At 49.7% G+C, this 25,746-nt stretch carries 22 protein-coding genes and 1 pseudogene; 16 read left to right on the top strand and 7 right to left on the bottom strand.

The features are described 5' to 3' along the window. Positions 1-20 precede the first annotated feature (20 nt). From J0A65_RS05155 to J0A65_RS05145, 3 genes are all read left to right on the top strand, one after another. On the top strand, positions 21-1,181 hold the full coding sequence (locus J0A65_RS05155) for an aminotransferase class V-fold PLP-dependent enzyme (RefSeq protein WP_206593059.1): 1,161 nt from the start codon (positions 21-23) through the stop codon (positions 1,179-1,181). Further along, positions 1,178-1,366: a DUF2065 domain-containing protein gene (locus J0A65_RS05150; protein WP_206593058.1), complete on the top strand. Its 189-nt coding sequence runs from the start codon at positions 1,178-1,180 to the stop codon at positions 1,364-1,366. The genes J0A65_RS05155 and J0A65_RS05150 overlap by 4 nt, the downstream gene beginning before the upstream one ends. Before the next feature lie 124 nt (positions 1,367-1,490). Further along, positions 1,491-2,789, top strand: a complete 1,299-nt coding sequence (locus tag J0A65_RS05145; RefSeq protein WP_206593057.1) for an adenylosuccinate synthase — start codon at positions 1,491-1,493, stop codon at positions 2,787-2,789. 59 nt (positions 2,790-2,848) lie between these two features. Here the strand turns inward: J0A65_RS05145 and J0A65_RS05140 are convergent, their stop codons facing one another. Beyond that, complete coding sequence (locus J0A65_RS05140; protein WP_206593056.1) at positions 2,849-3,568, bottom strand: hypothetical protein; 720 nt, start codon at positions 3,566-3,568, stop codon at positions 2,849-2,851. 221 nt (positions 3,569-3,789) lie between these two features. On the opposite strand from J0A65_RS05140, the gene J0A65_RS05135 reads away from it, so the two are divergent. Further along, complete coding sequence (locus tag J0A65_RS05135; protein WP_206593055.1) at positions 3,790-4,347, top strand: sigma-70 family RNA polymerase sigma factor; 558 nt, start codon at positions 3,790-3,792, stop codon at positions 4,345-4,347. A 55-nt stretch (positions 4,348-4,402) separates the two neighbouring features. On the opposite strand, the gene fadA is transcribed toward J0A65_RS05135, so the two are convergent. Together fadA and fadB are read right to left on the bottom strand one after the other, a co-directional pair. Further along, positions 4,403-5,566 (bottom strand): acetyl-CoA C-acyltransferase FadA, encoded by a 1,164-nt coding sequence (gene fadA, locus J0A65_RS05130; RefSeq protein ID WP_206593054.1) that lies wholly within the window; start codon positions 5,564-5,566, stop codon positions 4,403-4,405. A gap of 15 nt (positions 5,567-5,581) precedes the next feature. Next, positions 5,582-7,723, bottom strand: a complete 2,142-nt coding sequence (gene fadB, locus J0A65_RS05125; RefSeq protein WP_206593053.1) for a fatty acid oxidation complex subunit alpha FadB — start codon at positions 7,721-7,723, stop codon at positions 5,582-5,584. A gap of 296 nt (positions 7,724-8,019) precedes the next feature. Between fadB and J0A65_RS05120 the strand changes: the two genes are divergently transcribed. The 5 genes from J0A65_RS05120 to J0A65_RS05100 all read left to right on the top strand — a co-directional run bounded on the left by J0A65_RS05120 (position 8,020) and on the right by J0A65_RS05100 (position 14,195). Then, a complete protein-coding gene (locus tag J0A65_RS05120; protein ID WP_232849756.1) occupies positions 8,020-9,951 on the top strand; it encodes a lytic transglycosylase domain-containing protein in 1,932 nt (643 codons plus the stop codon). A gap of 100 nt (positions 9,952-10,051) precedes the next feature. Continuing rightward, a complete protein-coding gene (gene pepQ, locus J0A65_RS05115) occupies positions 10,052-11,371 on the top strand; it encodes a Xaa-Pro dipeptidase (RefSeq protein ID WP_206593052.1) in 1,320 nt (439 codons plus the stop codon). A 39-nt stretch (positions 11,372-11,410) separates the two neighbouring features. Further along, positions 11,411-12,580 carry a dipeptidase gene (locus J0A65_RS05110; protein ID WP_206593051.1) on the top strand — a complete coding sequence of 390 codons (1,170 nt, stop codon included), beginning with the start codon at positions 11,411-11,413 and terminating at the stop codon, positions 12,578-12,580. Between the two features lie 184 nt (positions 12,581-12,764). After that, positions 12,765-13,382 (top strand): FKBP-type peptidyl-prolyl cis-trans isomerase, encoded by a 618-nt coding sequence (locus J0A65_RS05105; RefSeq protein WP_206593050.1) that lies wholly within the window; start codon positions 12,765-12,767, stop codon positions 13,380-13,382. Between the two features lie 78 nt (positions 13,383-13,460). Beyond that, positions 13,461-14,195: a hypothetical protein gene (locus J0A65_RS05100; RefSeq protein ID WP_206593049.1), complete on the top strand. Its 735-nt coding sequence runs from the start codon at positions 13,461-13,463 to the stop codon at positions 14,193-14,195. Between the two features lie 48 nt (positions 14,196-14,243). On the opposite strand, the gene hutH is transcribed toward J0A65_RS05100, so the two are convergent. The 3 genes and pseudogenes from hutH to hutC all read right to left on the bottom strand — a co-directional run bounded on the left by hutH (position 14,244) and on the right by hutC (position 18,168). Continuing rightward, a complete protein-coding gene (gene hutH / locus J0A65_RS05095) occupies positions 14,244-15,773 on the bottom strand; it encodes a histidine ammonia-lyase (RefSeq protein ID WP_206593048.1) in 1,530 nt (509 codons plus the stop codon). Next, positions 15,773-17,437, bottom strand: a pseudogene (gene hutU, locus J0A65_RS05090) (urocanate hydratase). Before hutU ends, hutH begins: the two are co-directional and overlap by 1 nt. 2 nt (positions 17,438-17,439) lie before the next feature. Then, a complete protein-coding gene (hutC, locus tag J0A65_RS05085) occupies positions 17,440-18,168 on the bottom strand; it encodes a histidine utilization repressor (RefSeq protein ID WP_206593047.1) in 729 nt (242 codons plus the stop codon). Positions 18,169-18,280: 112 nt separating this feature from the next. Between hutC and hutI the strand changes: the two genes are divergently transcribed. After that, on the top strand, positions 18,281-19,522 hold the full coding sequence (hutI, locus tag J0A65_RS05080; protein WP_206593046.1) for an imidazolonepropionase: 1,242 nt from the start codon (positions 18,281-18,283) through the stop codon (positions 19,520-19,522). A gap of 276 nt (positions 19,523-19,798) precedes the next feature. Here the strand turns inward: hutI and J0A65_RS05075 are convergent, their stop codons facing one another. Continuing rightward, the gene (locus tag J0A65_RS05075; protein WP_206593045.1) at positions 19,799-20,764 is read right to left on the bottom strand and encodes an integron integrase; all 966 of its coding nucleotides are present in this window, start codon (positions 20,762-20,764) and stop codon (positions 19,799-19,801) included. Positions 20,765-21,015: 251 nt separating this feature from the next. Here J0A65_RS05075 and J0A65_RS05070 point away from each other — a divergent pair, with 251 nt between their 5' ends. From J0A65_RS05070 to J0A65_RS05045, 6 genes are all read left to right on the top strand, one after another. Then, on the top strand, positions 21,016-21,399 hold the full coding sequence (locus J0A65_RS05070; protein ID WP_206593044.1) for a hypothetical protein: 384 nt from the start codon (positions 21,016-21,018) through the stop codon (positions 21,397-21,399). Positions 21,400-21,495: 96 nt separating this feature from the next. Then, on the top strand, positions 21,496-21,759 hold the full coding sequence (locus J0A65_RS05065; RefSeq protein ID WP_206593043.1) for a hypothetical protein: 264 nt from the start codon (positions 21,496-21,498) through the stop codon (positions 21,757-21,759). A gap of 97 nt (positions 21,760-21,856) precedes the next feature. Next, positions 21,857-22,204 carry a hypothetical protein gene (locus J0A65_RS05060; protein ID WP_206593042.1) on the top strand — a complete coding sequence of 116 codons (348 nt, stop codon included), beginning with the start codon at positions 21,857-21,859 and terminating at the stop codon, positions 22,202-22,204. Positions 22,205-22,303: 99 nt separating this feature from the next. Beyond that, positions 22,304-25,054, top strand: a complete 2,751-nt coding sequence (locus J0A65_RS05055; protein WP_206593041.1) for a TrlF family AAA-like ATPase — start codon at positions 22,304-22,306, stop codon at positions 25,052-25,054. Between the two features lie 131 nt (positions 25,055-25,185). Beyond that, positions 25,186-25,428: a type II toxin-antitoxin system Phd/YefM family antitoxin gene (locus J0A65_RS05050; protein WP_102797579.1), complete on the top strand. Its 243-nt coding sequence runs from the start codon at positions 25,186-25,188 to the stop codon at positions 25,426-25,428. Then, positions 25,425-25,688 carry a Txe/YoeB family addiction module toxin gene (locus tag J0A65_RS05045; protein ID WP_206593040.1) on the top strand — a complete coding sequence of 88 codons (264 nt, stop codon included), beginning with the start codon at positions 25,425-25,427 and terminating at the stop codon, positions 25,686-25,688. Before J0A65_RS05050 ends, J0A65_RS05045 begins: the two co-directional genes overlap by 4 nt. The last annotated feature ends 58 nt before the right edge of the window (positions 25,689-25,746 follow it).

Genomic DNA, 25,746 nt, shown 5'->3' with positions numbered 1-25,746 from the left:
CTATTAGCAAGAGGCCAACCTTGTACCAACATCTGTACCGCCGCTTTCTCGACGCCAATAAGGGTAGACAGCATTTTGCCTGCCACAGTCATCACTACTGGCCAGATGTCACCCGTGATGCCATGCTGCAATACTGGGATGACACGGCGGCACTGGTGGACGACAAATGGCAGCATTTGTTTAGCGAGAAACTGCCCCAAGTCCAACAATCTATTGCTAACACTTTGAATACCGGCATGCCAGAACAACTGGCCTTTGCTCCCAACACCCATGAATTGCTATACCGCATCCTCAGTTGCCTGGACTGGCAAAAGCCGCTGAAGATCCTCACAACCGATAGTGAGTTTCATAGTTTTAACCGGCAAATCAGCCGCCTGGACGAGTTCGACAATCTCAGCCTTTGTCGTATTGAAACCCTGCCCTTTGCTAACTTTGAAGAGCGCTTTGCCGAGGCGATCCAATCAGATGACTGGGACCTTATTTTTGTCAGCCAGGTGTTTTTTAATTCAGGCCTGGCGGTCAAAGACTTGGAAAGCCTGGTCGCGAAAGCATCCGCTGATAGCATTGTTGTGATCGATGGTTATCATGGCTTTATGGCTATTCCAACCGACTTGTCGGCCATCGCCGGACGCGCCTTTTATCTGGCCGGTGGCTACAAATATGCGCAAGGAGGAGAAGGCTGTTGCTTCCTGCACGTTCCACCTAATTGTCAGTTGCGTCCCGCCTATACAGGCTGGTTTGCCGAATTCGGCGAACTCGACCAGGCCAAGACAGGCCAAGTAAACTACGCCACCAACGGTATGCGCTTTGCGGGTGCCACCATGGATTTTTCCCCTTTGTATCGTTTGGCCGCCGTGCAGCAGTTGTATCAGCAACAAGGATTAGATGTGGCGACTATCCACGCTTATGTTCAAGGCCTGCAACAAGCATTTTTGCAGCATCTGGATACATTGCAGCACCCGGAACTGAACAGAAACAACCTACTGGTCAACGAGCTATCGTATCATGGTCATTTTCTGACTTTTAAATTGCACAACGCTGATAAGGTACAGCAGTTGCACCAGCAACTGAGCAACCATGGAGTAATTACCGATGCCAGAGGCGACAGATTACGCTTTGGTTTTGCCATTTACCACAATGCGGCAGAATATGATCTTAGCTGCCTGAAGGAAGCGCCATGACCGACACCTTATGGATAGCACTGGCCTTGGTATTAATAGTGGAAGGTATCGGGCCCTTACTATTCCCTAATCGCTGGCAGAATTTTATGCATCAGCTTGCCAGCCAGGCGCCGCAACAGTTGCGCACAATGGGCGGAACTATGGTCACTATCGGTCTGGTGGCACTGTATTTTCTCCTGAGTTGACCGGAAATTTCCCATGGCAGCAAGGAATTAACACTCCTGTTAGGGTATTTCCCGGAAAACAGATGATCTGACTGCTCGAAATTTGATAGAATCCCCGCCTAATTTTCTGACCTCTTTTTAATCCATGGCAAAAAACGTTGTAGTGCTCGGCACCCAATGGGGTGATGAGGGTAAAGGTAAGGTCGTTGATCTGTTAACAGACAAGGCCAAATTCGTTGTACGTTACCAAGGTGGTCACAATGCTGGTCATACTCTGGTCATCAACGGAGAGAAGACCGTCTTGCACCTGATCCCTTCAGGCGTACTGCGTGACAACGTCACCTGTGTAATTGGTAACGGTGTAGTACTGAGCCCTGAAGCCTTGATGAAAGAAATCAAGATGCTGGAAGAACGCGGCGTACCAGTAAAAGAGCGCTTGGTTATCAGCGAAGCCTGTCCCCTGATTTTGTCTTACCATGTCGCCTTGGATTTAGCCCGCGAGAAAGCCCGTGGTAATAACCCTATAGGTACCACCGGCCGCGGCATTGGCCCTGCTTATGAAGATAAGATTGCACGTCGCTGCCTGCGCGTTGGCGATCTGTTCTGCGCCGAGACTTTCGCTGCTCGTCTGAAAGAAATTGTTGAGTTCCATAACTTCGCGCTGACCCAATACTACAAAGTTGAGCCAGTGAATTATCAGGAAGTATTGGAGCAGACTATGGCTATCGCTGATGTGATTAAAGCCATGGTGGTTGATGTGCCGGATATGCTCGACAAAGCCCGCCTGAATGGCGACCCCATTATGTTTGAAGGCGCACAGGGTACGTTGTTGGATATCGATCACGGTACTTATCCGTATGTAACGTCTTCCAACACCACAGCCGGTGGCGTAGCCACAGGTGCCGGTTTCGGTCCGTTAAACCTGGATTACGTACTGGGTATCGTAAAAGCCTACACTACTCGTGTTGGGTCTGGTCCTTTCCCTACCGAGCTAAACTGCGAAATTGGCAACCACCTGGGTACTAAAGGCCATGAATTCGGTGCCACTACAGGTCGTAAGCGTCGCACCGGTTGGTTTGACGCCGTAGCGATGAAGCGCGCTGTACAAATCAACAGCATCAGCGGTTTCTGTCTGACCAAACTGGATGTGCTGGACGGCCTGGAAACCCTGAAAATCTGTGTGGGCTACAAATTCCCAGACGGTACCGTGCGTGACGTACCGCCCATGGCTGCTGACGGATACGAGAAAGTCACCCCGGTATATGAAGAAATGCCCGGCTGGAGCGAAAATACCTTCGGTGCCACGACGTTGGATGCGCTGCCGCAAGCCGCACGCGACTACATCAAGCGTATTGAAGAACTGACGCATGTGCCGGTTGATATCGTCTCTACTGGCCCGGATCGGGTTGAGACAATAGTTCTGCGCCATCCATACGGCGCCTGATAAGACAAAGCCGCATACAAATGCGGCTTTTTCATTTCTATATCTCTAGTTTTAAGCAATTAATACGCTGCATTTTGGTTATGTTGTCTGGCCAGCACCATCTCAGCATTCACCTTTGCCAGCGAGTACAGTGCGATCCCCGCTTCATCCAGATTGCCACTCAGCAGTTCCTCCCTGACCTCCTGTACGGCAGGGGTGCCTCGGGCAAACAGGCTGGACGACACTTCTGGTGTACGCTGCCAAACTGCAATTAAATTGCGCAGTGAGCGATACAGTGTCACATTTTTATAGGCATGCTCATCGTGCAGGGTGTCCAAACGGCGGGTAAAAAGTACTCCCGTGGCTTCACTACCCGGTTCTGCCAGATTACGCTCCAGCAGCATAATAGATGTCAGGCGCTGTAAAACCATCTTGGTTTCTTCACTTAATGAATGCTGACGATGTTTAGCCAGCAGTGACTCTTGCACAGAAGTGATGTGCTGGGTCAGCAACCAAGGTTCAGCCAGCCACTTAACCAGAGCTTCGTCTTGCACTGGGGTGTTTTCCGCAACCCCTGGCACCTCAAGCTCCAGCATAACGTCTTTCCAACCTTGCAACATACTGCTTGGTTTACCTTGTAGGCCAAACAAGCGTAATTGCTGGTCCAATTCGTCCGACATCTGAATTTGAACAGCATTCGGCTCTATAGGTACTTCATTCGCCGCCAGACATTGGACACTCAAAGTAACGCTTAACGTTCCGGCGCACAGACCGGTCAATAATGCACGATATGCTTTCATGTTCTGTTCTCCTGATAACGATTCCTTGATGGCCGTTAAATCGCCATCACACCTAAAAGCGCTATTGGGGAGAAAATTCAGACATGAATTAACGATATTTTTTTATTTTCAATTAAAATTACCCAGAACAAGCACATGCATGACCTCTTGCGAACCAGCCTGACTCGTTTATAGTCCTTTAAGTCTTTGTTACTGAACCTGACTGGCAGAATAAGGCTTATATGATTACCTCCGCCTCTTTTACACAACAACTGGACCGCTGGCAGTCAGGCGATTCGGATGCCTTCGCTCAGGTCACTGAATTAATCTACCAGGAACTGCATAGGCTGGCCTGTAAGGAAATGGCCAAAGAACGAAAAGGCCACACCCTGCAAGCCACGGCACTAGTCAATGAGGCCTTTTTGCGACTGGCCGATGCTAATCTCAGTTGCAATGACCGGCGCCACTTTTTCTCACTGGCCGCCCGTACTTTACGACGTATTTTGGTCGACCATGCCAGGCAAAACGCCCGCCAGAAGCGCGGAGAAAATGGTCAGCGCCTGACACTACATGAATCCATGCTGGCAAATTCAACATCGCAAATGGAGGTGTTGGAGTTGGACGATGCCCTCACTCAACTCGCCAGTCAGGACCCTCGCAAGGCTGAAATCATTGAATTGCAGTTTTTTGCAGGCATGACCAATGATGAGATCGGCGAGCTGTTGGGGCTATCCAGCAAAACCATAGAACGCGACAGTAAGTTTGCCCGCGCTTGGTTACACCAGTTATTGAGTGAGTAGAAAAAACGCCGCTTGATGCGGCGTTTGTTATCCATGGGTGTCTAACTAAAAAAGATTAGACTCGTTCAAAAACGGTAGCGATACCCTGCCCTAAACCAATACACATGGTGGCGAGACCAACAGACTTGTCGTTAGCCTCCATCAGATTGATCAGAGTGGTGGAGATACGCGCACCTGAGCAGCCCAATGGATGCCCCAGCGCAATGGCGCCGCCATTAAGGTTAACTTTTTCGTCGTAGCTTTCCAGCCAGCCTAACTGTTTGATACAGGACAGCGCTTGCGCAGCAAAAGCTTCATTGAACTCCGCAATCTCAATATCATCCATACTCATACCAGCGGCTTTTAGTGCCTTTTTGGTGGCAGGTACAGGCCCGTAGCCCATAATCGCCGCATCACAACCAGCTACCCCCATCGAGCGCAATTTGGCGCGAGGTTTCAGACCCAGCGCTTTGGCTTTATCAGCGGACATCACCAGCATGGCTGAGGCGCCATCGGAAATGGCCGATGCCGTACCGGCGGTAACGGTACCGTTAACCGGGTCAAACACCGGCCGTAATCCTGCCAGCGTCTCTACCGTGGTATCCGGGCGCACAACCTCATCATAATCTACCAGCGTCAGTACGCCGTCAGCATCGTGGCCTTCAATGGCGGCGATTTCTGATGCCCAGCGCCCTTCCAGGGCTGCCTGATGTGCGCGCTGATGTGAACGGGCGCCAAATACGTCCTGCATTTCACGGGTGATGCCATTTTGGCGGCCCAGTAATTCGGCAGTCATGCCCATATTGCCGGAGGCCTTAGCGGTGTATTTCGCCAGGCCTGGGTGGAAATCGATATTAAAGTTCATGGGTACATGACCCATGTGTTCCACACCACCTATGATGTACACGTCGCCCTTTCCAGCCATGATGCCGCAAGCCGCATCATGCAAAGCCTGCATGGAAGAGCCACACAAGCGGTTCACCGTGACCGCCGGTACAGAGCGAGGAATATTCGTCAGCAGCTGGGCATTACGGGCAATGTTGAAACCCTGCTCCTTGGTCTGCTGTACGCAACCCCAAATGATGTCGTCAATTTCGCTTGGATCTAACGCACTATTGCGCTCAAGCAATTGGGTCATCAACTGTGCAGACAATGTTTCGGCGCGCACATTGCGAAATACGCCACCCTTGGAACGACCCATGGGGGTGCGGATGCAATCGACTATTACCACGTCTTTCATGATGTTCTCCCAACCTTAAGCGAAATAGGACTTGCCGGATGCTGCCATCTCGCGCAATCCGTCGGTGATCTGATAAATAGGCCCAAGGGCAGCATACTTGTCGGCCAAAGCCACAAAGTTTGCCAATCCCATACTTTCCATATAACGGAAGATACCGCCACGGAAAGGAGGGAAACCAAGACCGTACAAGAGCGCCATATCCGCTTCGGCAGCACTGGCAACAATGCCCTCTTCCAGACAACGCACCGCTTCATTGGCCATCGGGATCATCAGGCGGGCAATGACTTCTTCTGCATCAAATTCACGATGCTCGATATTAATCAGCCTGTAGGCTTCTGCGGCGGCGGCTTTGCTAGGCTTACCGCGCTTGTCTACCGAGAAGTCATAGAAACCTTTGCCATTCTTCTGGCCCAGACGCCCGGCCTGGTAAAGGCTCTGAATGGGATCATTACCAATACGCTGCATACGCTCAGGAATGCCCTCGGCCATCACACCCGCAGCATGATCCGCCGTATCCATACCCACTACGTCCAGCAAGTAAGCCGGACCCATAGGCCAACCAAAGATTTTTTCCATGACCTTATCAACGGCAACAAAGTCCGCACCGTCCAGCAGCAGTTGGCTGAAGCCGGCGAAATAAGGGAACAACACACGGTTAACCAGGAATCCCGGGCAGTCATTAACCACTATGGGGGTTTTACCCATCTTCAGTGAAAAGGCTACCACCGCTGCAATAGTATCGTCGGTGGTTTTTTCACCTCGAATAATCTCCACCAGCGGCATTTTATGCACGGGGTTAAAGAAGTGCATACCGCAGAAACGCTCAGGCTTATCCAGGCTGGTAGCCAGGCTGTTAATGGAAATTGTTGAGGTATTGGAACAGATGATCGCATCTGCACTCACAGCCTGTTCGGTTTCTTTTAATACTGCCGCTTTGACCTTGGGATTTTCTACCACAGCTTCAATAACGATATCGGCGCCCTTAATCGCACTGTATTCCAGGCTGGGAACGATATTATTCAGGGTTGCGGCCATGGTCTTACTGTCTACCTTGCCGCGCTCCATACCTTTACCGAGGATTTTTGCCGCTTCGTTCAGGCCCAGTTGTAAGGCATCCTGACGAATGTCTTTCATCACCGTTGGGGTACCTTTCACTGCGGACTGGTAGGCAATACCACCGCCCATAATGCCTGCGCCCAACACCGCGGCTTGTTTGATATCCTTGCTGGCGGACTTCGCTTGCTTCTTACCTTTGCTTTTCACCAACTGGTCGGCCATAAAGATGCCGATTTGCGCGGTCGCAGCTTCGGTTTTGGCTAATGCCACAAAGCCTTCATTTTCCAGCTTAAGGGCACCTGCACGATCTAATCCTGCGGCTTTGGCCACAGTATCTACCATCATATGCGGAGCCGGATAATGACGCCCCGCCACCGCAGTGACCATAGCCTTAGCCGTAGCAAAGCTCATCATGGATTCATTGGCATTAAGGCTTAATGGTGACTTTTTCTGGTCACGGCGTTTTTGCCAGTCCAGACGACCAGCAATAGCTTGCTTAAGCATATTAATTGCCGCATCACGCAGTTTGTCTGCGCCAACCACAGCATCAATGGCACCATCAGCCAATGCTTGTTCAGGCTTCTTGTCACGACCACTGGTCATCCACTCAAGTGCATTATCTGCACCGATAATGCGCGGTAAGCGCACCGTGCCACCAAAGCCCGGCATCAAACCGAGCTTAACTTCAGGCAGGCCGATTCGGGCCGTGTTGTCGACGACACGAAAATCACAGGCCAGGGTCATTTCACAACCACCGCCCAAGGCAAAACCATTCACCGCAGCGATTGTCGGGAAAGGCAGGTCTTCAAAACGGTCGAATACCTGCGAAGTTTTGGCTACCCAGCTCAGTACCTCTTGCTCAGGTAAGGCGAACAAACCGTTAAATTCGGTAATATCGGCACCAACAATAAAGGCACCTTTGTTGGAACGCACCAGGGCGCCTTTCACCGCCGCATTGCCTTCCAGCGCAGCGCATAATTCATTGAGTTCAGAGACAGTTTGTTGATCAAACTTATTCACCGAGCCGGCGGCGTCAAAGACCACCTCGGCAATGCCATCATCCAACAAGGACGCAGACAGGCTGTTACCTTGATATATCATGTTGCTCTCCTTTGGCCATCTATACTGATGGTGCAGCGTCCGAATTGGTCGGTACGCAAATGTAGGGTGGCTCAATTCTTGTTGATGGCGTATTAAATTTCAACCGAAATTCAAACAAACGTTTAAATAATTTATCAACTTTGTAAAAAACCAAATAAAGTCAATCAACTAGCGGCAAGCGACAGCCTTGAGTACAAAAAACACACAAATTAAACACCAATTAGTCTTCTCCCATACTTGATTCTGCGTTGACTATCATTAATCTAAAGGGTCCCCGCTCGCTCAGGAGGCTGGTTATGGTGGTCGTCTCTACAATGCGAAAATTAGTTGCTCTGCTGGCACTGATTCCTCTGTCTCTTTTAGCTGACGATAAGTTGGAACGACAGCGCGCGCAGTTTATCGACGCAGAAAAGTGGAGTTATTACCCAGACAGCGAAACTTATCTGGATGCCGTTAAACAACTGGGCGATTACCCGCTGCTCCCCTATTTACAGCAAACCGCTTTGCTTTCGGGCCTGAAGCTGAGCCGTGAGCAACAAATTGCCGCCTTTCTGAAAGACTATGCCGATACCCCACTGGACAGAGAAGTGCGGGAGAAGTGGTTGCGTTATTTAATGAAACGTAACGATCAGCATCGTTTTCTAACCTACTACCGGGATACTGGTGACGATACACTGCGCTGTACTAACGTCGCCTACCGCCTTGCTCAGCCAGACCTGCGTCAGCAAGCTTTCGCCTTGGTGCCCGAGCTGTGGTTAGTGGGTAAATCGCAGGACAAAGCTTGTGACAAAGTCTTCAAGCAATGGAGCGATGCCGGCCATCGCACCGCACCTTTAGTGCTGGAACGTTTAGTGATGGCCGCCGATGGCGGCGACCATACCTTAATTCCTTATCTGAAATCTTTGTTACCAGCGTCCCAGCAATATCTGGGTGATTTATGGCTAAACGCCAGACGTAACCCAGCTTCAGTGGCTCAGCTGACTAAGTTTCCCAACAAGTACCCTGCCGAAGAACGCCAGGTTATTGTCTATTCGTTGAAGCGATTGGTATGGCGAGATAAAGCCCTGGCGATGAAAACCTGGCAACGGGCTGCAGAGAAGTACAGTTTTGATGCTGTTGAAGAGCAAGATGTGGCAGCCGGGTTCGCTGTGGCCCTGGCGGTAGAAGATCATCCGCAGGCTGAATTCTGGCTGGAACGCGCCAATCGGGGCGATGGCAATGAAGATATTTTCCGTTGGCACCTGACACACGTTCTGCGTCATCAGGACTGGCAGCATGTGGCAGATGTTGTGAATTCAGCTCCTGCCGCACTGGAGGAGGATTACTCCAGCCGCTATTGGCTCGCCCGTAGCTATGAGCATCTGAATGACCCGGTCAATGCCAAGCGCCAATATGACACCTTATCCAACGTTCGTCACTACTACGGCTTTTTGGCCGCCGGTAAGCTGGCCAAATCACCGAATCTGGCCGATACGCCACTGAAGATTTCCGATGCGGAGTTGCTTCATGTTGAAAACCTTCCGGCAGCCAAGCGAGCCAAGGAATTATTGGCGTTAAAACGCTATACGGCCGCTCGCCGCGAATGGATTCAGTTACAAGGCAACCTAACCTACCAGCAAGGACTGGCTGCCGCGGTTCTGGCAGATCGCTGGGGGTGGCATGACCAGGCTATCTTTGCCTTCTCTCGCCTTGGCTATTTGGATGACGTTAAACGCCGCTTCCCACTGGCCTTTGACCAGCCGCTAATGCAAAGTGCCAGCAAGCACCATGTTGATCCGGCTTGGGCTTTCGCCATCGCCAGACGAGAAAGCTCCTTTATGGTGGATGCCAACTCTGGTGTTGGCGCCAAAGGACTAATGCAAATTATGCCGCGCACCGCTCGCGATCTGGCCAAGAAAAAGGTCTCAAACCAGGTGCTGTTCGATCCCGAAAAGAATGTGGAATACGGTACCCAGTACCTGCGTTATCTGATGGATAAAATGCAGGATAACCCGGTGCTGGCGACCGCCGCCTACAATGCCGGAATGAGCCGGGTAAAACGCTGGCTGCCCAAAGATGACGTGCCCATGGATGTGTGGGTGGAAACCATCCCTTACAAGGAAACCCGTAATTACGTCAAAGCGGTTATGGCATACAAACAGATATACAAGCAGCGCTTGGGCCAGGAACAGAATTTATTTGAAGATCTGGCCAATATGAAAATTTCGGCCTCCATGACGGCGCAATAACCAGGCACGAACGGCGTTTTAACGGTGCCGGGCGGATTAGTAGTTCAGCCCTTAGTATGCTAGTGTACGGGCAAAAATAATCCGCTTCCGGAGCACCTTAATGCAGCCATTAGCATCCCTCTATCCACAGCATATAGCAGAGCTTCAAACTCGCACGTTGGAGGCTATCCAGCGCGAAGGAATCGACGGTCTGATCATCCATTCCGGGCAGGCTAAACGTCGTTTTCTGGATGATATGGACTACCCTTTTGCCGTTAACCCGCAGTTTAAAGCCTGGGTACCGGTGCTGGATAACCCCAATTGCTGGTTAGTAGTTAACGGTGTCGACAAGCCAAAGCTGATTTTCTATCGCCCCAAGGACTTCTGGCACAAAGTACCACCTCCACCCAGTGACTTCTGGGCCGAGCAGTTTGATATTGTGTTGCTGGCGCAGGCGAATCAGGTGGAGAAGCATCTGCCCTATGACAAACGCCGCTACGCTTATATTGGTGAATATATTGAAGTGGCCAAGGCGCTGGGCTTTGAACTGGTGAATCCCGACCGTGTGCTGCACTATTTTCACTTCCACCGTGCTTATAAAACCGATTATGAGCTCGCCTGCCTGCGCGAAGCTAACCGCATCGCGGTGCAAGGTCATGAGGCCGCCAAAGCCGCTTTTTTCGATGAACTAAGTGAATTCGATATTAACCAGGCTTATCTGTCTGCCGTGCGTCAGGGCATTAATGAAGTGCCTTATGGCAACATCGTTGCCTTAAATGAGAATGCCGCAATATTGCACAATATGACGGTGGAAGCGCAAAAGCCGACTGAACATCGCTCGTTTTTAATTGACGCTGGTGCCCAGTTTCACGGCTATGCCGCGGATATTACCCGTACATACGCCAGACAACAGAACGAGTTTGCCGAGCTGGTGATTGCCATGGATCAGGTGACTTTAGACCTGGTGGACATGCTCAAGCCAGGCATTCCTTACCCGGATTTGCACTTTGCCGCACATCAGAAAATCGCCGCACTGCTAAAACATTTTGGCCTGGTAAACCTGTCTGCTGAGGATATCCTGCAGCAAGGCATTACCCGTACTTTTTTCCCCCACGGCATTGGCCACCATTTAGGCTTGCAGGTCCATGATATGGGGGGGCTGATGGCCGACGACAGAGGCACACCAGCACCACCGCCCGCAGAACATCCGTTTCTGCGTGCAACCCGTCTCGTTGAGGCGCGCCAGGTCTTTACTGTCGAACCAGGACTGTATTTTATAGACAGTCTGCTGGCGGACCTTAAAGGGAGCGAGCAATCCAAGTACATCAACTGGGACCGCGTCGAGCTATTCAGACCATTTGGCGGTATTCGTATTGAGGATAACGTCATCGTACATCGGGACAGGAACGAGAACATGACTCGTGATCTGGGTCTGAATTAAATTCGTTGCACTGCCACTTATAACAACAGGAATAAATACGTGAAAAGCAAAATTGCCCTGACTATTGCCGCCATTCTGGCGTCCACCAGCGCACTGGCCATTGTGCCCTCTGAGCAAGCCAAGCGCCTGGCAAAAGAGACCATTCTGGTCGACGGTCACATCGACGTTCCATATCGTATCAATGATGAATGGGAAGATGTCACCGTGGCCACACCCAAAGGTGATTTTGATTATCCGCGCGCTGTAGAAGGTGGTCTGAATGCCCCCTTTATGTCGATTTATATTCCCGCCAGCTACGAAGAGTCCGGTGGCAGCGTACTATTAGCTAACCGCCTGATCGACAGCGTAGAAGCCATAGTTGGTCGTGCGCCCGAAAAGTTTGCCATTGCCCACTCTGTGGCTGATGTGGAAGCCGCGTTCAAGGCCGGCAAAATTGCTCTGCCGATGGGAATGGAAAACGGTACGCCCCTGGAAGGCAGCATGGATAACCTGCAGCACTTCTACAAACGTGGTGTACGTTACATTACCCTGGCTCACTCTCAAGCAAACCATATTTCTGACTCCTCTTACGATTTACGCCGCAAATGGCATGGCCTGAGCGACTTCGGTAAACAGTTGGTTACCGAGATGAACAACATCGGCATGATGATCGATATTTCCCACGTCTCGGATGATGCTTTTTATCAGGTGATTGAACTGACCAAGGCACCGGTGATTGCTTCTCACTCGTCGCTGCGTAAATTCACGCCGGGATTCGAGCGCAATATGAATGATGACATGATCAAAGCGCTAGCTAAAAACGGCGGTGTAGTGATGATCAACTTTGGTTCCAGCTTTGTCTCCAACCAGGCACAGGCCTGGGGTAAAAAGCGTAGCGATGCGATGAAAGAAGCGCAGACAAAAGACCGTGAATCCTTCGACAAACAGTATCGTCAAAACAACCCTTACCCCTTTGCTACTTTGGAAATCGTGCTGGACCATATAGACCACGTGCGTGATTTAGTCGGTATCGATCATATTGGTATCGGTTCCGACTACGATGGTGTAGGTGACTCACTGCCTATCGATTTGAAAGACGTATCTACTTACCCAAACCTGATTCAGGGTTTACTGGACAGGGGCTACAGCGAAGCCGATATCCGTAAAATCCTATCCGGCAACCTGTTGCGCGTATGGCGTCAGGTCGAAGACTACGCGGCTAAACACTAATAGCATGTAGCTGCGTTAGTTTACTTGAAAAGGCCTTTGCCCCAAGCAAGGCCTTTTGCCTATTCAGAGCACCAATTTTGGCCAGGGACTGTACATCATCTGTACGAGTGTTAGGATCGCCGCCCTGGTTGCTTCGGCAAATCTTCTAATTGGCTGAGAGTTCAGCCCTGACCAAGGACTTATCATGTCTAAGACCTATAATACTCCGGAGCTGCAAGCCAGCTATGGTATCGGCTTGCAAATGGGCGAGCAGCTAGCCTCTAACCCTTTCGACGGCCTGGATATTGATGCCGTGCAAGATGGTTTGGCGACGGCTTTCCACCAACTGCCCAGCGCCGTTAGCAACGACGATCTGCGCACCGCGTTCAACGCCATCCATCAGAAAATGCAGGCTGCTAAAGCCGAGCAATCTAAGGCTGTTATCGCCGAAGGTGAAAACTTCCTGGCAGATAACGCCAAGCGCGACGGTGTAGTCGTTACCGACTCAGGTCTGCAATATGAAGTACTGAGCGAAGGTAAGGGTGACAAGCCAGTTGCTGCTTCTACCGTGCGCACGCACTATCACGGTACCCTGATTGACGGTACGGTATTCGACAGCTCCTACGAACGCGGTCAGCCTGCCGAATTCCCGGTAGGTGGCGTGATTAAAGGCTGGACCGAAGCACTGCAACTCATGCAGGTTGGTGCCAAATGGCGTTTGTATGTACCTTATCAACTTGCCTACGGCGAGCAAGGTGCTGGCGCAGCCATTAAGCCTTTCAGCACCCTGATTTTTGACGTAGAGCTGCTGGACATTCTGTAATATCCCTGGCCGGCAATAATGCTGGCCAAGCACATTTGCTGCGGCGTGCCATAAGGCGAGCCGCTTCAAGGATGAATAATGCGTAACTTGCTATGGATAGTGGCCTGCATAGGTAGCTTTGTCTTTGGTTACCTGGTCGCTTCACGTTCAGCCAAGCCTTCGGGTAGTGCACCTAATGTAGTCTCAGCACCTTCACCGGTGATCACGCCCGTTATTCAGGACGTGGCCAAAGCACCCATAGCTGCTCCCCCCTCCAGTGAGCAACTAGAACAAGATCACAGCTCAGCTCTCAGTGTCGACCTGGAAAAACAGCTGCAAGAGCAACAGCGCACCATCGACAAACAGCGAGCGCAACTAAGCAAAATACTGAACAGTAAGGCCTATCAAAAGGCACTGGCGGAAACTATACAAGTGACCAATGAAGATGTTGAGCGAGATAACTTGCCTGAACCCTTCAAATCATTTGTAGAAAGGCTGGACGGTCATATTGCCGAGCAATATCTGACGTTGCTCAATGAGCCTCAGGATCAAGACGAGGCTTATATGCTGAAGCAAAATATTGCAGATTTTCTGCAAATGCATGAACTGTCTCATTTGTACCAGATAGAAAATGTCCGTTGCAGCCAATCGGTCTGCGAGATCCGCGGTTTAAAAGATACAGATTCGTTGCGTATTGCGTTAGATGCGCTGAGCAAGCAGCCATTCTGGCGACAAAATTCTAATTCCACTTCTTCCTCCAGCTCAAACAGCAAAGAACATGGTAAGTACTTATACCTACTGGCAGGACGTAAGGTAGTCTCTATCCCAAAATAACAGAAGGCCTGAATCATCAGGCCTTTTTATTAGTATCGACAACCACAATCAGGCGGCGCGGCTCACCAACAGCGCTTCAACCAGATAGTTGTAAGCACCTTCACCGATTTGTGCAGCAATAGCCTCGATATCCGGTGAGAAGTAACGGTCGTGATCATAAAAAGCCACGCGCTCCCGCACCAGGCCATAGCCCTGCTCTACCTTTGGACTGGACAGCAACGGACGGCGAAAATCCATGCCCTGAGCGGCAGCCAGTAGCTCTACCGCCAGAATCCCACGGGTATTCTCGGCCATATCCGCCAGACGACGACCGGCAAAGGTAGCCATAGACACATGGTCTTCCTGATTAGCTGAAGTCGGCAAACTGTCCACCGAAGCCGGATGGGCAAAGGTTTTGTTTTCCGATGCCAGTGCCGCCGCAGTGACCTGTGCCAGCATAAAGCCGGAGTTCACCCCGCCGTTATTGACCAAAAAGGGTGGCAGCTTAGACAAGCCGCTGTCAATCAACAGCGCCATACGACGCTCAGACAAGGCACCTATTTCGGCAATGGCCAGCGCCAGGTTGTCTGCAGCCATCGCCACCGGTTCAGCATGGAAGTTACCGCCGGAGATAATGTCATCGCCAAACACCAGTGGATTATCGGTGACGCCATTCGCCTCAATTAACAACACCTCGGCGGCCTGACGCATCTGGGTTAAGCAGGCGCCCATGACCTGCGGTTGACAGCGCAGTGAGTAAGGATCCTGCACCTTTTCACAATCATGATGGGACTCACCGATTTGCGAACTGTCGCCAAGCAAGTCACGATAGGCCGCCGCCATATCAATCTGGCCAAGCTGACCACGGGCTTCATGAATACGCGCATCAAATGGCGCACGGCTACCCAGCGCCGCTTCCACACACATAGCGCCGCCAACTGTGGCCGCTGCCAGCAGGTCTTCGGCGTAGAACAAGCCTTCCAGGGCAAAAGCGGTGGAAGCTTGGGTACCGTTTAACAACGCCAGGCCCTCTTTAGGCGCGAAAGTTACCGGCTCTAGCCCGGCTATTTTCAGACCTTCAGCGCCGGTCAGCTTCTCGCCTTTGTGGCGCACATGGCCTTCGCCCATCAACGGCATGCTCATATGTGCCAATGGGGCTAAATCGCCACTGGCACCCACCGAACCTTTTTTCGGTACACAGGGGTACACTTCGGCATTTAACAAGGCGATCAGGTTTTCAATCACTTGTAAGCGGATACCAGAGAAACCGCGGGCCAGGCTATTGATTTTCAGCAACATCATCAGCCGTACAGTGCTGTCATCCATTAACTGGCCGGTACCAGCCGCATGGGAAAGTACGATGCTGCGCTGCAGCAGTTCCAGCTCTTCGGGTTTGATTCTGGTATTTGCCAGCAAGCCAAATCCGGTGTTGATACCGTAAACCACCCGACCTTCATCGAGGATTTTTTTTACTGTGGCCGCCGAGGCATTAATCACAGGCTTGGCCTGTTCATCCAGTTCAATGGTCATCGACTCGCGGCTGGCGGCGCGAAGCTGCGCTAAAGTCAGTTTTCCGGGTTGGAGTTTTAGCGTGGCCATTATTTGCTCTCCAGCATAGGTAGATCCAGGCCGTGCTCTTTGGCACAGCGTTTGGCAATGTCGTATCCGGCGTCGGCATGGCGCATCACCCCGGTTGCCGGGTCATTCCACAATACCCGGCCCACCCGCTTGGCAGCCGCGTCAGTACCGTCACATAAAATCACTACACCGGCATGTTGGGAAAAGCCCATACCCACGCCGCCGCCGTGATGCAAGCTGACCCAGGTAGCGCCACCAGCGGTGGACAGCAGAGCGTTTAGCAATGGCCAGTCAGATACCGCATCCGAGCCGTCCAGCATGCTCTCAGTTTCGCGGTTAGGGCTGGCAACCGAGCCTGAGTCCAGATGGTCACGACCAATGACCACTGGCGCTTTAAGCTCACCGTTTTTGACCATTTCGTTAAAGGCCAGCGCCACACGGGCACGGTCTTTCAGGCCAATCCAGCAAATACGGGCGGGCAAGCCCTGGAACTGAATGCGTTCACGGGCCATATCCAGCCAGTTATGCAAATGGGCGTTGTCGGGGATCAGTTCTTTAACTTTCTGGTCGGTTTTATAGATATCTTCCGGGTCACCAGACAGCGCTGCCCAGCGGAATGGACCGATACCTTCACAGAACAGCGGGCGGATATACGCCGGTACAAAGCCTGGGAAATCAAAGGCATTGCCCACCCCTTCTTCAAAGGCCATCTGGCGGATATTGTTGCCATAGTCCAAGGTGGCTGCACCGCGCTCCTGCAAGGTCAACATGGCGCGCACCTGCACGGCCATAGACTGCTTTGCCGCTTTAACGACTGCGGCTTCATCTTGCAGGCGCATGCTCGCCGCCTGTTCCATGGTCCAGCCTTGTGGCAGATAACCATTTAACGGGTCATGGGCAGAGGTTTGATCGGTCACCACATCCGGGGTGATATTGCGCTCTACCAGTTCGGCAAACACATCGGCAGCATTGCCCAGCAAGCCAACTGATACCGGGCTGTCTGAGGCGTTAATCATGGCCAGGGCTTCATCCAGGGTCGCGGCCTTTTTATCCAGGTAACGGGTGCGCAGGCGAAAATCAATACGAGTTTCATCCACATCCACCGCCAGCATAGAAAAACCGGCCATGGTCGCCGCCAGCGGCTGTGCACCGCCCATGCCACCAAGCCCCCCAGTAAGTACCCACTTCCCTTTTGCTTCACCGCTGAAGTGCTGTCTTGCCACAGCGCCAAAGGTTTCGTAGGTACCCTGCACAATGCCCTGGCTACCGATGTAAATCCAGCTACCGGCGGTCATCTGGCCTTACATCTTCAGAACTTGCTTATGCAACTCATTAAAATGTTCCCAGGTGGCCCAGTGTGGCACCAGATTGGAGTTAGCAATGAGCACCCGAGGCGCGTCTTCGTGCGTTTTAAACACCCCGACAGGTTTACCTGACTGCACCAGCAAAGACTCGTCCAGTTCCAAGCGCTGTAGTACTTCAACAATTTTATCGAAGCACTGCCAATCACGCGCAGCACGGCCAATACCACCATACACCACCAGATCTTCCGGGCGTTCGGCCACGTCTGGGTCGAGATTGTTCATCAACATGCGCAGGGCGGCCTCGGCCTGCCAGTGCTTGCAGCTTAGTTGGCTGCCATGGGGCGCGCGGATCACCCGCGATGGATCATGTCGGTTGCTCATGGTTATCTCCTGTTGATTCGTTCGCTTGGCACAAAAGTTAAATGGCCGCCAAGCTGATATTTTTCCCCCGGATGCGTCAGTAAGGCGTGGCTGACCACACCATCCCGGCTCCAGGTAGTTCGGTGTAAGCGCAGGCAAGGTGCGCCGACCTGTAATTGCAGATACTGAACAGACAAAGCATCAGCCAACATCGCCTCGACCTTATGTTCAGCCTCGGTCAGCGGTGCTGCCGTGCACAGGTATTCATGGGGCGTCAGGGTGCTGAAGTCCTGTTCAAGGTAATCAGGGGCAAGGGCTGGATTAACAAAACGCTGTTCAAGCTGCAACGGCTCATCATCCTGCCAATGGCAGATCAGGCTGTAATACAGCTGACTGCCCACCGGCAAAGCAAAATGAGCAGCCAGGGCGTTATCAGCCTGGATTTCTGCCAACTCGATGACTTGTGCACTATGGTTATGCTGACGCTCACGGATCTCGTCGGCAATATTGCGAATTTGCAGCATGGATGACTGGCTTTTGAGCGGTGCCACGCAGGTCGCCGCACCTTGGGTACGTTGCAACACGCCCTGCTCTGCCAGCTCCTGCAATGCACGTCTGGCGGTCATGCGGCTAACGCCAAATTCACCAGCCAGCTGGTTTTCAGACGGTACGGCATCGCCTTCCTGCCAACGTCCGGTTTCGATACGCTGCAAAATATGCGACTTAATCTGCTGATACTTGCTGTCAGCCAAACGCTATCCCCTAATATTGGTTAACTGTCGATTAACATCGTTTTATAAATTGACACAAACAACTTGTCTATACAAGATAATAGTCAAGCACAGCCCGTGAAGGAAACTTGCCATGTCGGACACCCATAACGCAGACCTGCTAATTACCAATATCAATCTGGCCACCTTTGATCCTGCCCTTGGACCCTATGGCATTATTGAGCAAGGCGCACTGCTGGTGGCGGGCGGCCATATCCAGTGGCTGGGTAAACAGCAGGACTTACCCAAGCTTGGCGACGTTAGCCACGCCGTGGACGGACAGGGGCAATGGCTGCTACCGGGCTTTATTGATTGTCATACTCATTTGGTATTTGCCGGTAACCGTGCCGATGAATTTGAGCAGCGTCTGCAAGGGGTGAGTTATACCGATATCGCCAAGCAAGGCGGCGGTATACGCCGTACCGTCAGCGCCACCCGCGAGGCCAGCGAAGCCCAGCTACTGACCCTGGCGCTAAAGCGCGCCGAGGTACTGCTGGCACAAGGCGTTACCTGCATAGAAGTTAAATCCGGCTACGGCCTGGATGTAGAAAGCGAGCTCAAGCTACTGCGGGTCGCCAGACAGATTGGGAAACATCTGCCGCTGACCATACAAACCACCTTCCTCGGTGCCCACGCCCTACCGGCGGAATACCAGGATGACGCCCAGGGCTATATCGACCTGGTATGTCAGCATATGCTGCCCCTGGTGGCCGAACAGCAATTGGCCGATGCCGTGGATGTATTTTGCGAGAATATCGGCTTTACCCTGGCACAAACCCAGCAGGTATTCGACGCTGCCAAACAACTTGGCCTGCCGGTAAAACTGCATGCCGAGCAGCTTTCCAATCTGGGCGGCAGTGCGCTGGCTGCCGATTATCAGGCCTTATCGGTCGACCATATTGAGTTTTTGGATGAAGCAGGGGTTAAGGCCATAGCCCAAAGCGGTACGGTGGCCACCCTGCTGCCCGGCGCATTTTACTATTTGAGAGAAACCCAAAAACCGCCCATCGACCTGCTACGCCAGTACCAGGTGCCTATGGCCGTGGCCACTGACTTTAACCCCGGCACCTCACCTATTTTGAATCTGCAGCTGATGCTAAATATGGCCTGCACCCTGTTTGCCCTGACGCCGGAAGAAGCCCTGCAGGGGGTAACTCAACATGCCGCTAAGGCACTGGGGCTGCAAAACACAGTCGGCATGCTCAAAGCAGGTATGCAAGCGGATATGCAGCTATTGGATATCAGCCACCCCAATCAACTTGCTTATCAGATAGGCGGCCATCCTCTGACCCGCTTATGGCAGGCCGGAAAGCCTGTTAAGGGCGGGCAAAAGTAGCGGGGTTGGTGGAGCTCTCAGAGCGTAGAGAGAATATAAACTGACCACAAAGAACACAAAGGTCACGAAGGGCTGGACGAAAATAAAGCCTAAAATCAGTGGGTTAAATTCGCTGAAATTGGGCTAGCCAGTATTCTCTCTTCTTCGTGCCCTTCTGAACTTCATGGTGAGACTGGTATTTTAGTGTTTTTAACTATGAAAAACTTAAGACTCACGAAGTGACGCACCGCTTTGACGACAGCAATGCCACTAAAGCGCTTCCGGCCTGCGTTCAACTTATAAACGGGAAAATGGGCTAATTACGCAATTGCCGCCCCGCTGCAGGATATGGGTATAGATTTGTGTGGTGCGCAAGTCCGCATGACCAAGCTGATCCTGCACAGTGCGAATATCGGCGCCCGCTTGTAATAGGTGGGTGGCAAACGAATGTCTCAGGGTATGTGGTGTAACATGTTTCTGAATATTGGCTTGGCGGCTGGCGCGGCGCACAGCCTTTTGCAGACTTGTTTCGTCCATATGGTGCCTGCGTAGCTCACCTGACTCTGGGTCTTTAGATAATTGCTGAGCTGGGAACAGATATTGCCAACCCAACTGCCTCTTTGAGCAAGGGTACTTTATTCGCAAACGATGGGGCATCCATACACCGCCATAATGGGGATTCGACAAATCGGCCTGCAAATATTGTTCGACCAAGGCTATCTGACTTCGTAAGCCGGGCAGTAACTCAGGAGCCAGGGTAACGACTCTGTGTTTACCACCTTTACCGTTCCAGATCCGCACTGACTTATAGTCGAAGTCGATATCCTGAACCCGCAAACGCACGCACTCCATCAAACGTAAACCACTGGAATAAAGCAGAGAAGCTGGCAACTTTTGTTTGATAGTTACCCGCTCCAGCAACCGCTTCACCTCATCAGGATTTAACACAACCGGCAATTTCTGCTGACGTTGACTACGCACAAAATTAAGCTGCACAGCCAGCGGTCGACCAATGATTTCCTTATACAGGAAAACCAGTGCGTTTAATGCGCTAGCTTGTGTACCTGCTGCTACATCAAGCTCATTAACCAAATGATTCAGATAAAGTTCCACCTCATTATCGCCCATAGTGGCAGGATGACGCTTCTGATGAAAATGGATATAACTGCTAACCCACTTCACATAAGTCTCAATAGTGCGCTTTGCATAACGCCGAGCATACATCTCCTCCGCGATATGGCGAAGAAACGGAGAATTAGCCATATAACGCCTCACAAGCAACTGTTTATTTATACAGTTATAGACAAGGATCCGTATAACAGCAATGGTACGGAACAGGTCCGCTTTTCCCCGGCACCAATTTGGTGCAGCTTCCAAACTCATGCTAGGCAAGGGCCACAGAGCATGCTAAAAAATGACTATGCAAAAGTACGGAACTTATCCGTGTTTAAACACGGAACAGTTCCGTCTATTAAACTGTTATGTTGCAAAGGTTTAATTAGAGGGTAATTTGATTGGTTAACTTCATTTTTTGGGCGAGCTTAATCTGGGGCGTATTTGGGGTTTTAGGTGCAACCGGCCACTTTATTGCCAGTCAAGCAAATGGTTTTGGGCTAGCATCTCCAATTGCATTCTGGTCTCAGGTTTTACTGTGCATTGTTCTGGTTGTTTCCGCTATTGGATTTAAAAAGCGGTCGGCACTAATGGCAAGGTTAGTCGGCTTCGCTTGGGTTGGATTGTTTTTATCTATGGCACTTGCATCATTCGAGGCATACAAGGAATTTAATTCGTTAGGAGCCTTTGGTGGGCTTGCGTTATTTTCTTGTATTGTTGCTCTTATCCTCAAAGGTTTGTTCAGCGAGGCAGTGCGTAAGCACTTGATGTCAAATGCAACATAACAAGGCGCATCACTCGCAGCCTGCGGCTGCTGGGACGTCAAACGCTGCCGCGTTTTTCCGCCCGTGTGCTTTGCGTTATATGCCAAGAGAGAAGTTATGTCTACCTATACAGTGAAACTTGGATCTGGCCACTACAATTATTCAGGTTCAGAAATCCAACTAACCTTTAGTAAAGCACTAGAATCAGTCGGTTTGGAAAAGCGAATTCCTGAAGATATGAAATCAGCGGTTAAAGACTATCTGAGAGATCTTTTCAGTGATATCAATGATTTATCAACTGAGATAATTGTAAAAGTACCGGACTACCTATCAGAATACGGGGATATTATTGCTGAAATTATTCGGAACTCTCTCGGCTAATGGCATATAACAAGTTAAATCATCGGAAAACCACCCACTGGCCAAAAAGCGGCCAAGGCGCGTGTGTTTTCCGCTGTTTAAAGCGTTAGGTGCAGCGGTGAAAAACCAGAAATCTTCATTCTTTTTAGTGCCATTTTTATTGCTGGCAGCGCCGTTTGCTTTTATTTCTAAGTTTTTCGAAAACCGCATCGAACTGTCACGAGTCGAAGTACAGAGTATCCTTGATAGAATGCTGAGTAATGAGCCAGATGAGAATCTTTGGGATGACTTTTTAAGTGTTCCAATTAAAGATCGTTCTTTGGATATGATTCGTGAAAAAGTCGAGGTTTTATGGGCTTACGACGAGTACCTAACCAAAAACGCAAGTGGTCAATATATACTTAATCAGAAAGGCTTGGACGAATTAGCCAACATAATTCAGGAGCTACGTTTTGGTCGCACCTAACAAACCAAGGCAGCGGGACTATTTCTCGCTGCGCTCAAAATAGCCCCTGCTTGGGGCGTTAGCACTCTCTTGAATAAATCGAACATAAGGATGTAAGCAATGAGTTTCGTCGGGGCAAGATGGTGGAAGTTCGATTTTCATACACATACACCAGCTTCTTTTGATTATGGAAAATCAGATAGTAGTTTAAAAGCATCGAAGACCGCTAAAGCTTGGTTGTTGGACTATATCGCCAAGGGCATAGAGTGTGTAGCAGTTACTGATCACAATTCTGGCGATTGGATTGATAGACTCAAAGATGCTGCAGTAAACTTAAGAGCCGAAGGTTATTCAATTTTCGTCTTCCCCGGCGTTGAGATTACAGCTAATTCCAACATACACGTTCTAGGTATTTTTGACCCACGTGCCACGTCAGCAGATATTAGTGCCGTTATCGGAGCATCAAAGTTTCGTGGCACAAAAGGGGATAGTGATTCGGTAGCTGAAGAAAGTGCTGAAAACGTAATAAAAGAAATCATATCAGCAGGTGGCGTTGCCATACCAGCTCATATTGATATGAAGGCAGGGCTTTGTCAGCAATATTCCTCTCACACAATTGGCCAAGTATGCAGGCATGCAAGTGCCGTTGAAATAATTTTCCCTGATCAAGAGCGAACTGATGCTCCTTTATCAAGATATACAAATTTAAATATCGACTTGCCATCGATAATTGGCTCTGACGCACATCACCCCAATGATATTGGGAGGGCTTATACTTGGGTAAAAATGTCTACCCCTTCGATAGAAGGACTTAAGCTTGCTTTGGTGGATGGTTCATCTTCTATTATTCGTTCAGACAACGAAACAACAGATCCTAATCGCTCCTCCAATACATTGTTACGCTCCGTGACAGTCGAAAATGCTAAATATGCAGGGCGGTCGGCTCCTTTGACAGTTGAATTCAACCCTTGGTTGAATTCAATCATTGGAGGACGTGGTAGCGGAAAATCCTCTATTCTTGAATTTATAAGACTTGGTATGGATAGAGCGAGAGACTTTGATCTATTGGATCGAGACAATGAAATTCGTAGATCTTTCGAGAGTTTTGCCAAAATATCTGCATCTAGAGATTCTGAAGGGGTAATGCTCGAAAATACGAGAATCAATTGCGTTTATACGAGAGATGGAATTCACTACCTCCTGACTTGGACTAAAGAAAATAACCGCGTTTCAATTTCACGTTATGATGGCCAGCAATGGATTCCTGAAGAGGGTGAAGCCCACACTCGCTTTCCTATAAAGATATTTAGTCAGAAACAGATATTCGACTTAGCGAAAAACCCTAATACGCTCCTGCGTCTGATTGATGAATCATCTACTGTTGGTTTCCAACAATGGAAAATGGAGTGGTCTGAAAAACATTCCCATTTTCAAACATTGTGCAGTCGAAAAAGGGAGCTTCAATCGAAGTTAGCAAATAAAAATGTACTATTAGGTCAGATTTCTGATGTTGAACAAAAAATAAAAGCAATAGAGAGATCTGGCCACACAGATATCCTCAAAAACTATCAGATATATAGTGGAAAGAGAACGAATGTTTCACAATATGAAGCTGGTATCGAAGATGTGAAGCATCAGATTGAGTCGATATCAAACGCTATTCCTATTCCTGCTATAGATACGAGTGCATTTGATACTCAGTCGGCAAGTGAAACAGAAGTTCTTGCCAGGTTAAATGCATTGAATGGGTCAGCATTATTTTTTAAAGAAACCATTAAACAAGCAGTGGCTTCACTTGAAAACGAATTGACTCAGTTTAAAGGCTGGTATAGTGAGTCTGACTTCAATAAGTCTCACATTGAAGTTATAAAAAAATATGAAGAATTAATTGATGGCTTGCGTAGCGAAGGGATTAACAGTCCCTCTGATTATGCAAAACTAATTGAAGAGCGGGACGTCATTAGTAAATCACTAAAAGCAATGGAGTTGGTAAGCTCTCAGATTTCTGAGATTGATTCTTCAATCAATTCTGCGTATCAAGCAATAATAGAATGCAGAAAGAAACTAACCATCAGTCGCCTGGAATTTTTGCAGCAGAATTTGGCTGGAAACTCTTCTATAAAAGTTGAGTTGGAACCTTTTTCAGATATAGGACACATAGAAGAATCATTTAGAGGTGTCATTGGACGTTCTGATAACGCTTTTTCTGCTGATATTTTTGATTTAGATCGTGAGTGTGGTTTCCTTTACAATCTAAATAAGGAGTTGTCTGCTATTACGCGATCTGGCGATTCAAATAATCTAGAGCCTTGGCTATCTAAAATTCATGAATTTAAGGGTCAGGTTTTTAACTTTAGGTCAGGTGAAATACAAGGTACAAAGATAGGGAAAAGATTTTCTGAATTCATGGCGAATTTGCAGCCTCCAAGCTTTGACCAAATAAACACTTGGTTTCCTCAAGATAAATTATCCATAAAGTTCAATGACGGCAATAGATTTAAGGACGTTTCACAAGGTTCAGCTGGACAAAAAGCTTCGGCTATATTGTCATTTTTACTATCTTATGGAACAGAGCCCCTCGTTTTGGATCAGCCTGAAGATGACCTCGATAACGGCCTTATTACAAGCTTGATCGTTTCCAAATTACATAAAAACAAAGCAGAACGACAAATAATTGTTGTCACTCATAATCCCAATATCGTAGTAAACGGTGATTCTGAGTATGTGATTGCGCTAGAAGATCGAGGCCAGATAAATCAAGTCGCATCTGGCGCACTGCAAGAAGTAAGCGTTAGGAAGAATGTTTGTGAAATTATGGAAGGTGGTGAAATTGCTCTCCAACAACGCTACAAACGAATGTTTAATGTTTAACTTAAGCAAAGTGCTAACAAATCAAATCACGCGGACGCAGGCAAGCTGCGCCGGTGTTTGAGGCGTTATAGCTACTAGCACCTTGACCGAGCGTACGATATGGCGTACGCTTTCCGGTCTGGAGGTGAATCATGACCACATTAAATGCTACAGAAGCCCGTTCTAAGCTATATGCACTGATAGACGAGGCGTCCACCAGTCACCAACCTATTGTTATTACAGGAAAAAGAGGTAATGCCGTGCTCCTGTCCGAAGAGGACTGGAATGCTATAAACGAGACATTACACCTGGTATCGATCCCTGGTATGCGTGAATCAATCCGCGAAGGTATGGAGGCCGACTTGGGGGAGTGTGACCAGGAGCTTGATTGGTGACGTGGAAAGTTTATTACACAAAGCAGGCACAAAAAGACGCGCGCAAACTAGCTTCTTCTGGATTAAAAGATAAGGCCAAGGAATTGCTCCAGATTATTGAAGAAAACCCCTATCAGAATCCGCCGCCCTATGAAAAATTAGTTGGTGATTTGGCAGGTGCCTACTCACGCAGAATCAATATACAGCATCGGTTGGTATACCAAGTATTAGAAAAAGAAAAATCCATTAAGGTACTTCGGTTGTGGACCCACTATGAATGAAAGCTATAACAATCAAAAGCAGCGGATCACCAGCAAGTTGGTTCCCCGCTGTTTTGGA

The sequence above is a fragment of the Bowmanella yangjiangensis genome (assembly GCF_017255015.1).
Lineage (GTDB): Bacteria > Pseudomonadota > Gammaproteobacteria > Enterobacterales > Alteromonadaceae > Bowmanella > Bowmanella yangjiangensis.
Note: the sequence above shows the minus strand (reverse complement) of the source record. Positions and strands in the feature narration are given on the sequence as shown.

Bases quoted from the DNA above. Each gene is read 5' to 3' on its own strand.
- J0A65_RS05150 (WP_206593058.1), top strand. From the start codon at position 1,178: ATGACCGACACCTTATGGATAGCACTGGCCTTGGTATTAATAGTGGAA.
- J0A65_RS05145 (WP_206593057.1), top strand. From the start codon at position 1,491: ATGGCAAAAAACGTTGTAGTGCTCGGCACCCAATGGGGTGATGAGGGT.
- J0A65_RS05140 (WP_206593056.1), bottom strand. From the start codon at position 3,568: ATGAAAGCATATCGTGCATTATTGACCGGTCTGTGCGCCGGAACGTTA.
- J0A65_RS05135 (WP_206593055.1), top strand. From the start codon at position 3,790: ATGATTACCTCCGCCTCTTTTACACAACAACTGGACCGCTGGCAGTCA.
- fadA (WP_206593054.1), bottom strand. From the start codon at position 5,566: ATGAAAGACGTGGTAATAGTCGATTGCATCCGCACCCCCATGGGTCGT.
- fadB (WP_206593053.1), bottom strand. From the start codon at position 7,723: ATGATATATCAAGGTAACAGCCTGTCTGCGTCCTTGTTGGATGATGGC.
- J0A65_RS05120 (WP_232849756.1), top strand. From the start codon at position 8,020: ATGGTGGTCGTCTCTACAATGCGAAAATTAGTTGCTCTGCTGGCACTG.
- pepQ (WP_206593052.1), top strand. From the start codon at position 10,052: ATGCAGCCATTAGCATCCCTCTATCCACAGCATATAGCAGAGCTTCAA.
- J0A65_RS05105 (WP_206593050.1), top strand. From the start codon at position 12,765: ATGTCTAAGACCTATAATACTCCGGAGCTGCAAGCCAGCTATGGTATC.
- J0A65_RS05100 (WP_206593049.1), top strand. From the start codon at position 13,461: ATGCGTAACTTGCTATGGATAGTGGCCTGCATAGGTAGCTTTGTCTTT.
- hutH (WP_206593048.1), bottom strand. From the start codon at position 15,773: ATGGCCACGCTAAAACTCCAACCCGGAAAACTGACTTTAGCGCAGCTT.
- hutI (WP_206593046.1), top strand. From the start codon at position 18,281: ATGTCGGACACCCATAACGCAGACCTGCTAATTACCAATATCAATCTG.
- J0A65_RS05075 (WP_206593045.1), bottom strand. From the start codon at position 20,764: ATGGCTAATTCTCCGTTTCTTCGCCATATCGCGGAGGAGATGTATGCT.
- J0A65_RS05065 (WP_206593043.1), top strand. From the start codon at position 21,496: ATGTCTACCTATACAGTGAAACTTGGATCTGGCCACTACAATTATTCA.
- J0A65_RS05055 (WP_206593041.1), top strand. From the start codon at position 22,304: ATGAGTTTCGTCGGGGCAAGATGGTGGAAGTTCGATTTTCATACACAT.
- J0A65_RS05050 (WP_102797579.1), top strand. From the start codon at position 25,186: ATGACCACATTAAATGCTACAGAAGCCCGTTCTAAGCTATATGCACTG.